Below are 14,120 nucleotides of genomic sequence, written 5' to 3' on the forward strand. Positions count from 1 at the left end.
CTGTGGATTAATTGGTTTACGCATGATTTTTGAAAATAACAGCCGGTAGTTGAAAACTTCAGTATCTATATTGGGCTACAAGCTATTATTTTCAAGGGTTGAGGGTTTTCGGACAGGCACTATTTACCAATCTCTTGGGGTTGACCTGGATCAATTAAAAAGCAGTTTTTGTTTTAATGAGAAGAATTGAATAGAAGGTTTATATTATATTCAGATATCTAAATTGTACCTGAATTCAAGTCATAAGTGCATAACCCATGACTTTTCTTGCATCTACTCCGGTTGATTCTTTAAATGCCTCGTAAGGTGTTTTGTAACCCAGGCATTTTCTGGGCCTATTGTTCAGTTTATCGACCGCAATAACGGCTTCTTTTTCTGTGACCTTAACCAGCTCCATCGACTTGGGAAAGTATTGTCTGAGCAGACCATTGGCATTCTCATTCTGACCTCTTTCCCATGAATGATAGGGTGTTGCGAAATAGCTGTCACAGCCCAAAATCTTTGCTATTGATTCATGCTCAACAAATTCTCTTCCATTGTCGTAAGTTATGGTCTTGATAAACTTCTTCAAAGGCTTGAGAGAGCTAACCATCAGCAGATTCCGGTCAACAAACCGAAGTGTCCGGTGCATCATTATCAGCGTGACGGTGCCATGGCCGGTGCTTCAGGTTGTCCGGTAACAGGGCATCTGCAGGGCAGTCAGGTCAACTTCTATCCAGATGATCGCTCAAAAGAAGGAGCTCCGGTTCCCAAGCCCGATGTAGCTGAGCCACCTATGCCGATTGAAGAGAATGCCTGGTTGAAAGCTTACGACACAACCGATGAAGACAATTACTCTCAGGCAGGCAATCTGTTCCGAATGATGTCGGAAGAACAGAAAGTTCAGTTGGCTGAGAACATTGCCGGTGGCTTGAGTCAGGCGACAGACTCTGTACAACAACGCATGATTGAACACTTCACCCGTTGTGATGATGACTATGGTCGTCGTGTGGCAGAAGCGGTGAAAAAACAAGGTTAAGTTCGGTAGCAAGCCTGATTCTGAGTCATCAGGGTCAGGCTAGACTCCATCTGGGTCACTCTCGGAACTGGACCAGTAGCGTCCTCTTTCTCGATAAGCTTTTTCTTTGGCACTCATATGAGTCCTTGGCATCTCTTTTTCTCCTCGGTTGGTGGGTCTGAGAGATGCTGTTTCCTGATCGGAGGTTTCCTGTGTTGATGTTTCAGGTTCTTCCAACCTTAATTTTTTTCTGGGAATGGAGGCTCTGGAGATCGATTTGCCTGGGAAATGTTTTCCTCCTGTGACGGGGTGGGGGCGCTCTGAACCACTCTCTTCAGTACCTGTCTGACTGTTGTCGCTGGCAGAAAGGTCGGTGGACCGACTGTCCGTCCCACTATCATAATCTTTCCATTCATTGCCCGGAAGACAATCAACTCTGGGTTCATAACGATTCAGCCATTCTCTCCAGTCAATCGGATGACCGTTCGCAGTCAGAGTCAGCTTGCGCTCAACTATTACAGTATCCAGTAATAATCTCAGTTGATCCTGTTGTCGCATTGAGAGCTGGCTTTCAGCACCAAGAAATGCCCGTAAGTAGTGGGCGAAATACTCTGAATGCAGCATATCGCCTTCACCCACATTGAACTCGGTAGCCAGATCACACTCCTGGTTGTCGGACCACATGGCAGAATATGTGTGAGCGAACTGCCAGATAGAGCGATGAAAGCGACTGTTTTGAAAAATTCTTTCCTCCAGAGGTTGGGGCCTATAGTTCAGAAGTGCCGATTTCAGCGGATGCCAGTATTGAACGAACAGGCTTTTACCCAGGTCTTCAATTTGCTGGCTGGTGGTTGCAGGCTCGCCCAGAAGGTCTTTATTGATGGTACTGATCTTTAGTTCAAAAGAGTTGAAGAGGGTGAATGGATTGGTGTTGATCTTGATCTCACAGTCTGTAGTTCGATAAGCCCAAAGCGCCATCAGAAAGTATTTTTGCAAATCCGTTAATGGCGATGTTTCTGAAAAGGCGGTCTTGCAGAGTTGCAGCATCACTTCCACTTTTTCCGGGCGATCATGGGGTTGGAAAGACTGAATCATGGTCTTCAAACTTTCCTCCGTAACCACCTCGCGACTGACCTCCAGTTTTTTCAGGGCTGACAACAAGTATGTTACGGCAGGCCACAGCTTATCGGACATCAATTCATGAGGGGGAGGAGAAGGAATGTTTTCAATCTTCACGAAACGATCCGGTGCCAATAGCCAGCACTTCCAGCTCTGAGGAATCAGCATATTGCCATCCCTGTCTGTTTTCATGGCGCTTCGCCAGTCTTCGGGGAACTTGTAACACCACGCAAGCCATGGTGTTTTCCAGAACTTTTTCACTCTGGGCTTCAGGGAGTCGTGATAGATCGGCAGGGTGGAAGCTGGGCCCGTTTTACCGCGTGTTTGTCGAGATGAGACAGGGCGTGACTTTGTTTGCTTGGTTAATTCCAACAGGTGAGGTCTGGGTTGTTTTCCACCACCGGCAGGTTTGACAGGTCGCCGCTGCATATAGGCCTGTGGCTTTCCACGGCGACGAGACGAGGGAGGGTTGGCAGTGGTACCACTGCTGGCAGATGGGCGAACATTATCTGGACTAAACAACCGCTGTGAATCCATTCCAGCCTCATAAATTAATTTCCCTGAATCATTTTTGTTTGACCTTCACTTCTCTTGAGAGTTCCGGGCACTTTCTGGCTGAATGATGGTCAAAAACATCGATATTCAAAGGAATGAACGGTTATGCATGGAACTGGCCCCAGCCAGCCCTCCATTGACTGGAAGGATGCTTCCCGTCAGGTGATGGCTTTGCAACGAAAGAGAACGGCCCACGCTGGAGCTGGGTCTCTGTCTGTGCCAGTGAGTGGTCCCATCAAGAAAGTCCATGTTGACTCTCCTTACCTGCAGGCAGAAGTTCCCCATCCACGATTCCAGAGAACCGAATCATCTCGCTTTGTTGCTCCTTCAACGGCTCGAGTGGCTGAAGTCGAAAAGCCACTGGGTAAAGTGACCCATCTGTCGGATTCATCAGAGGCTGAATCGGATGAGCCCGAAGAAGAGATCATCGTGGAGCCTATGGTGGTTTCAATTGAAAAGGCTCGGCTGAGTGAATGGCGGGCACCTTCACCCTGTCCATCAGACTATGAACTCTTTTCACCCGTACCCCATTGGGAAGTGGACTCTGTGGAGTTTCGAGACGTTGAAAAAAGAACAGACTTTCAGGTTGCTTCAGCATCTCTACCGGAGGATCAGAAGGCGCTTTTGGGGGAAATGACCCAAGTGCTGGATAAAGCCAGACGATTTCCCATTGTTGATATTCATCAGACCACAGATTCCTTTCGGAAACGTTGTGATGCCGCTCGTAATGAGATGATTCAATGGCAGTTCAAAGAACTGGTGGAAGGTCATTTTCCAGGCAATACCGATTTTCATCAGCAGATGAAAGTGATGATGAAAGCAGAAGGCGCCAGACGTCTTAAATTCATTCGTTGCGATGACTGGTGTTTTTTCCTTCTGGCGCACTGGTTGATGAGTAAAAAGCTGAGCTCACAAGCTTCCCTTGTGAATCTTCAGATCAAGAAAGGAGACGACACAGTCACCAATCATTATCTATTACTGATGGCACCGGGTGATGAACCGATTTCTGGAATTGATGAACATGAAGTGTCAATCCAGCAGGGCAAGATGCCCAATAAAGCCTTCTGTGAAGCAATGGAGAAACAAGGCGTTGTCATTGTTGATCCCTCTCTTCAGCGAGTCGTACCTCTTAATGAAAAATCATTGTCTGATCATATGTGGATGCTTTGCAGTCAGTATGGTTATTGGATGACGGGCGATGCCACCCTCACTCTGGCAGAACAGTTTCAAAAAAATACAGGTTTGGGCAAAAAGGATCTCAGTCTGGCAAAACGTCAGACCAGAAGGTTGCTCCCGCTGGCCGTGTTGCTCTGGCATCACAGTCGGGATCTGTCGCTGAGCGGGTTGATGTGGCATCTCAAGAAAATGGAGTGTACGCCTTCTGATATCAGTCCAAATAAAATCAGTAAGTCGGTCGACTGGAGTGTCTGTGCCCTGCATTGCATACCAAAGCTCTTTGCCGGTTATGAAGCCGTTAAACATTTGGCTAAAACCTATAAGACCAATGACTTTGATGTCATGGCTTGTTATCGAAGTCGTACGGATGAGTATGTAGCCGCCCTGAGAAATCAGGCTGAAAAATATCTGCGAAGGGGACGTTCAGTCGATCAATGTCTGGAGGCCATGAGTACTCACGGTTTTTTTGGTGATTATGAGGGAGAAAGCCGGGATTCCAGAAGAAAGCCCTATCGGATACCAGCCATTGATGGAATTGATCCTAAATACTGGAATAAAAAAGATTGGAGAGGGACCGGTAAAACGCTTCTTAAAGCGATTGGAGTGGATATTAAAGCCTGCCGAAGAAGTGTCGGCAGTCGGATCGCTCAGTCCATAGAGGGTAGGGATCTTATTGATGGCACTGTGTCGATTATTTGTCAGGACTACCGCCACCTTTGGAATCGTCGACCTGAGATTAAATCTTCGATTAAGCAAGCCAAATCCAACATCCCTGCACTGGTCAGACATCTGATGCATGAGGAGCAGGTTAGCTTATCTGATAAACAGAGCACTAAAAAATCTTTTGTCTGGAAACCTTTGGATACGCTACAGGTCTGTCATGCCGAGTCAGAGCACTTTCGTCGGGCTCTCAAGGGTTTTATAACCCAGGGGTTTGAAGAGGGCCTTGATGTTAAATCCATGGCAGAAATCTTGAAGTCCACACAAGGCACGGTAGCTCTTAGTAATCACTCAAAAAGGCTGCTCTCGATAGAGTTGCCAGAAGTGGCCAGAGATTCCGGATGCACAGTCTGGTCAGAGGAGGCCCTGCGCAAGATTATTGCTGAAGAAGGTATCGAATGCCCGGAGGCAAAAACCTTGCTGACCAGAAGGTTGCAAAGGATGTTTGACAGGATTGATTGGGAGAAAAGTCCAGAAACGATTCTGGGGAACCTGAAAACAATGCTACCAAGACAACCTGAATTTCTGAATCTTGCCGGATTGCTCATTCAGGACTTTTCTCCGGACAGAGCCAAGGGGTGTACTGCCCAGTTTCTAAGATCTCTGATTTTTTATTCAGACTTTGAACCTCCTGAGAAGGTTTCTGACGCATTAGCGATCAATGCTTTGGATGAACTGGGGTTATATAGAACAGGCAGTGAAAGCTGGCGCAGAGAGGTTCTAAAACAAATCAAAAGTTATCTTAGAGAAGGTCATACACTGTCTTACATTGCCTACAAACTGAATAATGGTGATATATTTTTCAAACACGGTGCTACGCCTGCTATAGGCTGTGCAGGTCTGAAAGGAGACAGGTCCTGGAGTTATTCAAGGTTAAAGGACTTTATGGGCAGTAATGAAATGACAATCAGCGGGATGGTGATGAAGTATCCTAAGTCAGAGGACTGCCTTAACTTTGAAAGGAAGGTATACAGGCACAAGGGGGAATCAATGACTTTGGGTGAAGGCCGGGTTATCGACTGGATGTTGACCCCAAAATACGATACTCCCCATGAATCTCCCAGGCGGGTTGCCGAAGCCGCCCGAACTCTTAATATGTCGAGGGAAGACATCCGGGATTTCTTTTACAAACTCAAGCAATTCAAAATGCGGAAGATATCAAAACGCCCCCGCTTCCCACTGTCTATTCCACTGGAGGGGGGGCGAGCTGTCCGAAAGCGCCCTGCTGACACTGAGCTCCCTGTCAGTAAACAGACGAAGCTGGATGTTGATACATGATTACTGCTTCATCTTTTCTTTAAAATCATCGTAAACGCCTTCAAATCCACCTCTTTTACCCACTTCAAAGCCAAACCAGACTTTGTTAGCAAAGCGAGGGAAGTCTGCTTTCATGTAGGCATAATCCTGGCCAAAGGCCATTTCAAAATCCCGTGACAGGCCGACGATCACAACCAGAGCCAGAAAGATCATTGCCAGCAGCTTGTACATGCTTCATACCCTAATGAATTCGTTTCATCGATATTAGCAGAATGGTTTTTTATGCTCGATGCACAAATCTGAATTCGCATCTTAAAAATAATTATTAACTATTTCTTTTGCTTGATCGGCCTGGGATCGGCGTGAACGAAATATGAATAAGAATGATTGTGAGTCGCTGAATCTGAATGATGTATGAATCCGGTCATCATCTTACCTTGCTGAATGCTAATCCCTTTCTATATTCACGGCGCTGCAGCACTCGGAGATTGTTTCTTTAATCGTTTTGAGTGGGTCAACGTATGATAATCATGACACTGAAAAGTTTGTTTTCCTGGTGTTTTCTATCGGAATCAGAATGTTTGCTTCAGAGGTGTAAGTTAAACGGTTTCCCGCATTGGTTACGGCTGGCGGATTGGGTGCGATCTTTATGGCCTGAGCAAAAGTTCCGATGTTGTCTGGTGTGTATGGCACTGGTTCCCGTCGATAGCTGGGGCTTTGGCACCGTTTTTTCACATTTTCCTGTATTACCGGGCAGTGGCGGATCGACAGGTCTGCCGATTATTCGAGGCCAGCCTTTCGATCCGAGTCGAATGTTCAAACTGCCAGAACTTCCTGAGCCGACGGGTTTGGGCAGTATTCTTTTGCCACCGGACGATGATCAGGAAGTCGAAGAATATTCTCGGGAGGAAAAGTCACCATCAGTGACAATATTGATCAGGGATTCAGAATCTGTATGGGAACAAAAGCGTTCTGAGGACCGGGAGCGACTGGAGGCTTTCAAGGAAGAGGAAGTTCCCGTCAGAGAGCTTGATCTGGATTTAGAGGAGAGACACGACGATCCGTTGTTATCCGAAGTGGGGGGAAAGTCCAAAAGCTATGATCTCGGACAGGGTGACTGGTTGGATGATTCTGACAGCTTCAGGGAGCAGCAGGCTGCACTTGCCCAACAAGCCAGAAAGTTTCAGGAGAAACAGCAGCAGGCTGACAGGATAAAAGCTCCGTTTGAATCCCGCGATGAAAACCCAGACTTCAATCAGGAAACACTGGGAGCTCATGCCAGCACTGATCTGAATACAGAGTTTAAACCGGATACAAACTCTGTCTGGCAGGGGGAGCTGGATGGCATGGTTTTTCTTCCTGGCAACAAACCCGATGCAGAAGGGGGGTCGGGAGAATCTGGTCAGACGGGTGGCAATACCGATCCGAGCGCGCCCCCTCCTCAGGGTGGTATGAGTGAGCCTCCTCCGGATTATGATTCGGTTGTACAGGGCCAAGGCTATGTGTCTCCGCCTGCTTTGGCGCGACCCACTATTGTGGTGCGCAACGGTATCTTGGTGCATGAGCCAAGCATACCGGTAGCCGTTGATCTTCAGCAGGTCATGGCTGTGAATCCTGAACTGGCACAACAAAGGGATTTCCTGCAAAGAATGCCTCCTTCCATTGGGCAATTACAGAATCTGGGCACAAACCAGGGTGCGGTTATTGAAGCCACTCGAAAATTGGAAATCCCTATTGGTCTTACCAACAAGTTTTCCAAACTTCAGGAGTATCATCTGGATCTGATAATAGACAACAGTGGATCAATGAATGAGAGTGATACCGGGTTATCTACAACGCCGGGAGGCTATAACCAGTTGACACGGATGGAAGAGTTGAAGTGTCGGCTGAAGTCTATGGTGCCCTTATTGGCAGCCGTATCGACTCAGGGGATTACGGTGAGGTGTCTGAATGTCTATGAACCTCAATGCATCCCGGGAGAAATGCCGATTGCGGAAAAGGAGTGTGCGCTGAATTCTATTATCGAAAGTCTTCAACCCTGGGGAGGTACGCCACTCAATAAAGCGGTCAGGGATAGCTTTGAATCGGCAAGAAGGAAGCGCCAACAGACGGTTGCTTATATCTTCACGGATGGAGAACCTTCTGATTATGGTGAAGGTGCGTCAGGGGCCAAAGGGTTCATAAAATCCGTACAGAAAATACGTCGTCAGGAGCCTGCGGATTTTTACCCGATAGGCATGATGGCCTGTACCGATAAAAAGAGCTGCATTAAATGGATGAACTGGCTGGATAATCATCGTGAGCTTGGGCGTATTCAGGTCATGGATGATTATTTTTCCGAACGTAAAGAAGTTTACGATCAGCATGGAGGGGTTATTCCATACACCTTGGGTTTGTATATGGCGGCCAGTCTCCTGGGGCCTGTTGATCAGATGCTGGATAATCTGGATGAGAGCGAAATCTTCCGCAAGCATGAAGTTGAGGAACTCATGGGTTTTCGGATCAGTCAGGAAGAGTATCGGCGCTATTATCAGGGGGCGGTTGAAGCCAGAAGTAACAGAAAAACCTGGGGAAGGGGGCAGCATCCGGTGGAAGAGTTGAACAGGGAACCCCTGGAATTGATGGGGCAACGTTTATATCGGGTCATCGATGGTTTTACGATATCGGATACAGACTCTGATGATGACTTTGCCATGGATGTAGATGATCCACCTATGCCCAATGTTGAACAATGCCCTTGTGTGATTCTATAACTGCATATCTCCCTCACAGGAGTGAGGGAGATACATTTCATCAGTTTTGTGAGCGATAGAATTCCAGAGCGGCTGCCGCTCCGTTTTTATCAGACCCTAATACTGATTGCAGGGCACCCAGAAAGTTCAGAACATTGGTCTGGTTGGCGCTGCAGCCCATCAGACCAATACGCCAAACCTTGCCAGCCAGGTCACCAAGACCTGCACCAATCTCCAGATTGTATTTTGACAGCAGTTCACTTCTTACCAGGGCGTCGTCTACGCCATCGGGAATCTTGACGGCATTCAGCTGGCTAAGGCGTTCATTTTCAGGAACCACCAGTTCCAGCCCCATAGCTTCAAGGCCTGTCGCCAGTGCGTTATGGTGAAGCTTATGTCGGCCCCAGGCGTTCTCGATGCCTTCTTCCTGCAGAATAACCAGAGCTTCATGGACGGCGTACATGGCATTAACAGGAGCAGTATGGTGATAAGCCCGCTTGGCGCCCTTACCCCAATAACCCATGATCAGATTCATATCCAGAAACCAGCTCTGAACCTTGTGCTTACGGCTGGAGATTTTCTCCACCGCCTTTTCACTGAAGCTGATCGGAGAAATACCCGGTACGCAGGAGAGACATTTCTGGGTGCCAGAATAAATAGCGTCGATACCCCAGGCATCCACTTCCAGTTCAGATCCACCCAGAGAGGTCACGGCATCAACAATGGTCAGGCAGTTATATTCTCCAGCCAGACGGCAGAGTGTTTCTGCATCAGAGCGTGCACCGGTAGAGGTTTCAGCATGAACAAAGGCCAGGATTTTACTGTCCGGATGAGCCTGTAGTGTCTTTTCAACTTCAGCAACATCAACAGCACGCCCCCATTCACCTTGAACAATGACGGGTTCACCACCTGCACGCTCGACGTTCTCTTTCATGCGACCACCGAAGACACCGTTGATGCATACAATTACTTTGTCGCCTGGTTCTACCAGATTGACAAAACAGGCTTCCATTCCAGCGGAGCCGGGTGCTGAAATGGGCAGTGTCAGGGCATTTTTGGTTCTGAAAGCGTATTGAAGCAGCTCTTTAACCTCATCCATCATCCGGACAAACTCAGGGTCAAGATGTCCGATCGTTGGGCTAGACAGCGCTTGCGTAATTCGAGGGTATACGTCAGAAGGACCGGGACCCATCAGGGTTCTTTTGGGTGGGTGGAATGATTGAATGGTCATATCTTGTTCTGCTGTTATTGACCGTTTGGTCAGGTTTGTGACAATGGCGCTCTTATGTATTACACATTTTATCGATAAGTATCAATGTTCAATTTCACTCGAGCACTGTATACACTTTCGACAAACAGTTGCCAGATACATGGAGTGGTCATGAAGCCAGAACGTTATGACGTCATCTTTGAGCGTGCTTGTGAACGCAAGGGGGGAGAGGCGGCCGTTGAATCATTGCTGGAAAATCCCCTTCACAGCGATCAATTGAAAGGCATTCCGGATGACCGTTACCTTGCGGAGCTGACTCGAAAGGTTTTTCAGAGTGGGTTTGTCTGGAGGATTGTGGATCAGAAATGGCCTGATTTTGAAGAGGTCTTCTGGGGCTTTGATATAGAAAAGTTGTTGATGATGCCCGATGACATGCTGGAGCGGAAAGCCACTGATCCTAAAATCATCCGGCACCTAAAGAAAGTTTGGAGTATCAGGGAAAATGCCATGATGATCCACGATGTACAGCAACGTGAAGGCAGCTTTGCTGAGTTTGTCGCGGACTGGCCTGAAGATAATATTATTGGACTCTGGAGTTATCTGAAAAAGCACGGCAGCCGTCTGGGAGGGAATACCGGTCCTTATGCTCTGAGAACGGTTGGCAAAGATACCTTTCTTATGACCCGTGATGTAGAAGGTTATTTCCGGGCCATGAAAATCATTGAAGGCAGTACGACCAGCCAGAAAAGTCAGAAAGCGATTCAGACATTCTTTAATCAACTCAGAGAGAGCAGTGGTCGATCCCTGACCGAACTCAGTCGCATACTGGCTTTTGGGGTGGGCGATAATCATATTCAGGCGCTGGAAGATATGGCTCACTGAATGCAATAAAGGCCGTATTTGTCACCCGCAATTTTCAGACCTTCATCCAGGCATTCCTGGGGTGCCTGCAAAGCCTGATAATGAAACGCCGTATCATCCGGAATACGCATCCGGGTAATCAAGAGGTTATGAAGAGTGTCATAGCCAACATATTCATGATCTTGTGGAACATAATCTTTCCAGTAGTCATCTTCTCCCCCTTGGCAAAGGTAGAACCCTGATGTTCTGAAATAGATGGGGGCTAAACCGGATAATTGCAGGGGTTGATTGGCAGTGGCTATGTATTTGTAGCTGCCCCCGACACTGGCACATTCAGAGTGTTCGGCAGGAAGGTGGTCGACGTTGTAGTTACCAAGCATTCTGCCAATGTAAAAACTGTATTGAAGGAGTGACGTCCAAGTGCTTCGGCATATCAGTTGACCGTTATAGTTGACCAGACCCTGGTTGACATCGCAGACCTCAAAAGTGGGCATGATAGTTCTTATTTTTTTCTTGCTGACGGACTCACACTCGGCCTCTATCAATCCAGTCTCTCTGGTTAGATAAGTCCTTTTAAAGTCACAGGTTTCCGGTATATCACTGGCATGGTTGAGAGCAGGAGACTGCCAGTTATAGAAGGGTATCCAGCTAGAAGGTCTGTACCAGGCACCCTCACTGTCAGCATGGTCCAATTTGAGTGATTCTATGAACTGTGATGCCGTCACTCTCTGACCCGGTTTAAGAACCAGTTTGTTACCTGCCAGCTGTATATCGAACCCTTTTTCAACGTAGTGGCATGTATTTTCTAAACTACTACTGCCGTAAGTGATGACTTTGCCTTTTGCCACAGTGGACACTTTAATGTCTTGCCCTTTTTGCTTGTTGGCTTTTCTGAGCTGAATTTCATGCAAATAACTGCCCCGTGGATGAGCAGAATTGCCTGTCATACAGGTTGAGTTGGCACTGGCTTCAGCGATCATAGCCATAAGAAAAACAAGAACAAAGCTTAAGGAAAAGAGCTTCATAGAGGGGCCTGCCAAGTAAATGTTTGACAGTATAGTCAGCGAAAAAAGAACGCTGATTTATTTTCTAAGGGCTGAGGCGTTGTTGTCAGATTATCGGTTAAACATTTAAAGGAGATAGCTTATGCAAACAGAGGTTGGACTTCGTTTATTGGAACACAAAAAGCTGGAGATAAGTAAGTTTTCCAGTTGCAAAAAAATAATTATTTAACATAAAAATTTATATGTTAAGTAATTGATTTAAATCAACCGCCTTCTCTTTTTATCCCCTATAAAATCGCTTTAAAAGTATACCTGAATGGCATGTTCACAACTCCCTCGTGAATGGCCAACTTTCGGCTGACTGAATAATTATACGTCTTGTGAAGTTTGTCAGACTCCCTGGAGAGTTTCGGAACTTCTGCCAGGACACACTATACAGCCGCAGTTTCAGGCTTCACTGGATAGCGGGAAATATCAATGAAAAGCTGGCTTGAAAGCACTCTGTTTTCGCCCATGAAACGGCGAAATTTTATGAAGTGGGGTTCTGCTGTAGGCGGAGCCGCTGCTGTATTGGGGTCAGGGCTACCCCTGAAATCCATCGCTCGGGTTAATCCCGAAAAAGCGGCAGACAAGGTCACCAAAACAACCTGGTCTGCCTGTATGGTGAACTGTGGCAGCCGTTGTGCTCTCCAGGTACACACCCAGAATGGCATGATTACCCGGGTTGAATCGGACACAACCGGTGATGACCAGACTTTTGGTCAGCATCAGATTCGTGCCTGTTTGCGTGGTCGTTCCATCAAACATCGAGTTTACAATCCTGATCGTCTGAAGTACCCCATGAAGCGGGTAGGCAAAAGGGGTGAAGGTCGTTTTGAACGGATCAGCTGGGACGAAGCGCTGGATCTCATGTCCGAAAAGTTGAAGTACACCATTGACCATTATGGCAATGACTCCATCTTTTTTACTTACGGTTCAGGAACCCAGGGCTATCGAACGGATGGTCAGCATGCCATGAAGCGCTTCATGAACATGGTGGGAGGCTACCTGAGTTACTACGGGAACTACAGCTGGGGCCAGATTCAGTTTGCTCTGCCATTTACCTATGGCTCCATTAAACCTTCGGCCTTTGGTAGTTACACCTCTGAAATTGAAAGTGCCAATCTGCTGGTGATGTTCGGTTATAACCCGGCAGAAACCCGAATGAGTGGTGGTGGTGAAATTTACGAACACGCTCAGGCTACCCGTAAGAGCAAAGCTCGCACGATCATCATTGATCCTCGCTATACCGATACCATGCTGGGTAAGGAAGATGAGTGGATTCCCATTCGTCCCGGTACGGATGCAGCGCTGGTAGAAGGCATCGCTCATGTGCTGATTACCCAGAATCTTGTGGATCAGGCATTTCTGGATAAATACTGCCAGGGCTTCGATGAGAAAAGTCTGCCAGCCAGTGCACCAAAAAATGGTCATTACAAGGCTCATATCCTGGGCCAGGGCCCCGACGGCACTGAGAAAACCCCTGAGTGGGCTGCAGCGATTACTGGTATTCCAGCGCGCAAGATTATTCAGCTGGCCCGTGAAATTGGTACGGCCAAACCGGCCTACATTGTCCAGGGTACAGGTATCCAGCGTCAGGCCAACGGTGAGCAGAGTGCAAGAGCAATCGTTATGCTGCCGATTCTGACTGGAAATATTGGTCTGCAGGGCACACATACCGGCGATATGCCAGCCAACTTTGGCTATCCGGTGCCGACTCTGCCAGTGGGTTCTAACCCGGTTAACGTGTAGATCCCATTCTTCAAATGGACTGATGCCATTACCCGCTCCAATGAAATGACCGACAAGACCGATGGACTGCAGGGGGGAGAAAAGCTCAATAATCCCATCAAGTTCATGATCTGTTACGCCGGTAATATGTTGAATCAGCATTCTCAGATCAACAAAACCCGCGCCATCCTGGAAGATGAAAAACTGTGTGAATACATCGTGGTGGTTGATAACCATATGACACCCAGTGCGCGTATGGCTGATCTGCTTCTGCCTGATGTAACGACTTTGGAAAACACAGAAGTCAGCTCTGATGGTTATGCTTCTGGTTCCATGGGCGCTGTAGTGCCATTGGTGCCAGCGATCAAACCTATGTACGAATGCCGAAGTGCCTACAACATTTGTACGGGTCTGGCTGAACGCTTTGGTATCAAAGATCAGTACACCGAAGGAAGAACCCATGAAGAATGGGTGGAGTACCTTTATGCTGGTGCCCGTAAAAAAGATCCACAACTGCCTACTTTAGAAGCCCTGCGCGAGCGAGGGCCTTATAAGGTGACAGCCCCTGAAGACACCAGGGTAGCTCTGGCTGACTTCAATGTATAGGAATTTCAAAGCACAGGTAGAACACCTTTCGTCGTATAGTTTTGCCGGATTTTCCTGAGAAGCAGTCAGGCTGTTTTCCCTGATTCTAAAAAACATCAGTTTTACAGGTAATG

10 protein-coding genes and 1 pseudogene are annotated in these 14,120 nt (G+C 47.5%); 6 read left to right on the forward strand and 5 right to left on the reverse strand.

Translation table 11 applies throughout. The features are described from left to right. Positions 1-235 precede the first annotated feature (235 nt). Positions 236-592, reverse strand: a pseudogene (locus tag ACR2PX_RS00765) (IS30 family transposase); the annotation flags it as partial. Positions 593-625: 33 nt separating this feature from the next. On the opposite strand from ACR2PX_RS00765, the gene ACR2PX_RS00770 reads away from it, so the two are divergent. Then, positions 626-1,018, forward strand: coding sequence for a catalase-related domain-containing protein (locus ACR2PX_RS00770; RefSeq protein ID WP_433997467.1), 393 nt, complete (start codon positions 626-628; stop codon positions 1,016-1,018). Positions 1,019-1,057: 39 nt separating this feature from the next. Here the strand turns inward: ACR2PX_RS00770 and ACR2PX_RS00775 are convergent, their stop codons facing one another. Then, complete coding sequence (locus tag ACR2PX_RS00775; RefSeq protein WP_433997458.1) at positions 1,058-2,653, reverse strand: hypothetical protein; 1,596 nt, start codon at positions 2,651-2,653, stop codon at positions 1,058-1,060. A gap of 123 nt (positions 2,654-2,776) precedes the next feature. Between ACR2PX_RS00775 and ACR2PX_RS00780 the strand changes: the two genes are divergently transcribed. Continuing rightward, positions 2,777-5,845 (forward strand): hypothetical protein, encoded by a 3,069-nt coding sequence (locus tag ACR2PX_RS00780; protein ID WP_433997459.1) that lies wholly within the window; start codon positions 2,777-2,779, stop codon positions 5,843-5,845. Here the strand turns inward: ACR2PX_RS00780 and ACR2PX_RS00785 are convergent, their stop codons facing one another. Continuing rightward, entirely contained in the window at positions 5,846-6,055 is a 210-nt protein-coding gene (locus tag ACR2PX_RS00785) for a hypothetical protein (RefSeq protein WP_433997460.1), read from the reverse strand. Positions 6,056-6,510: 455 nt separating this feature from the next. Here ACR2PX_RS00785 and ACR2PX_RS00790 point away from each other — a divergent pair, with 455 nt between their 5' ends. Continuing rightward, a complete protein-coding gene (locus ACR2PX_RS00790) occupies positions 6,511-8,577 on the forward strand; it encodes a hypothetical protein (RefSeq protein ID WP_433997461.1) in 2,067 nt (688 codons plus the stop codon). Positions 8,578-8,617: 40 nt separating this feature from the next. On the opposite strand, the gene ACR2PX_RS00795 is transcribed toward ACR2PX_RS00790, so the two are convergent. Then, complete coding sequence (locus ACR2PX_RS00795; protein WP_433997462.1) at positions 8,618-9,787, reverse strand: pyridoxal-phosphate-dependent aminotransferase family protein; 1,170 nt, start codon at positions 9,785-9,787, stop codon at positions 8,618-8,620. Between the two features lie 150 nt (positions 9,788-9,937). On the opposite strand from ACR2PX_RS00795, the gene ACR2PX_RS00800 reads away from it, so the two are divergent. After that, positions 9,938-10,648 (forward strand): DNA-3-methyladenine glycosylase I, encoded by a 711-nt coding sequence (locus tag ACR2PX_RS00800; protein WP_433997463.1) that lies wholly within the window; start codon positions 9,938-9,940, stop codon positions 10,646-10,648. Here the strand turns inward: ACR2PX_RS00800 and ACR2PX_RS00805 are convergent. Further along, positions 10,642-11,652: a hypothetical protein gene (locus ACR2PX_RS00805; RefSeq protein WP_433997464.1), complete on the reverse strand. Its 1,011-nt coding sequence runs from the start codon at positions 11,650-11,652 to the stop codon at positions 10,642-10,644. The two genes, ACR2PX_RS00800 and ACR2PX_RS00805, sit on opposite strands and share 7 nt — an antisense overlap. A gap of 456 nt (positions 11,653-12,108) precedes the next feature. Between ACR2PX_RS00805 and ACR2PX_RS00810 the strand changes: the two genes are divergently transcribed. Together ACR2PX_RS00810 and ACR2PX_RS00815 are read left to right on the forward strand one after the other, a co-directional pair. Beyond that, positions 12,109-13,422, forward strand: a complete 1,314-nt coding sequence (locus tag ACR2PX_RS00810; RefSeq protein WP_433997465.1) for a molybdopterin-dependent oxidoreductase — start codon at positions 12,109-12,111, stop codon at positions 13,420-13,422. Between the two features lie 45 nt (positions 13,423-13,467). Beyond that, entirely contained in the window at positions 13,468-14,007 is a 540-nt protein-coding gene (locus ACR2PX_RS00815) for a molybdopterin-dependent oxidoreductase (RefSeq protein WP_433997466.1), read from the forward strand. Positions 14,008-14,120: the final 113 nt, after the last annotated feature.

The organism is Endozoicomonas sp., from assembly GCF_051008435.1.
Classification (GTDB): Bacteria; Pseudomonadota; Gammaproteobacteria; order Pseudomonadales; family Endozoicomonadaceae; genus Endozoicomonas_A.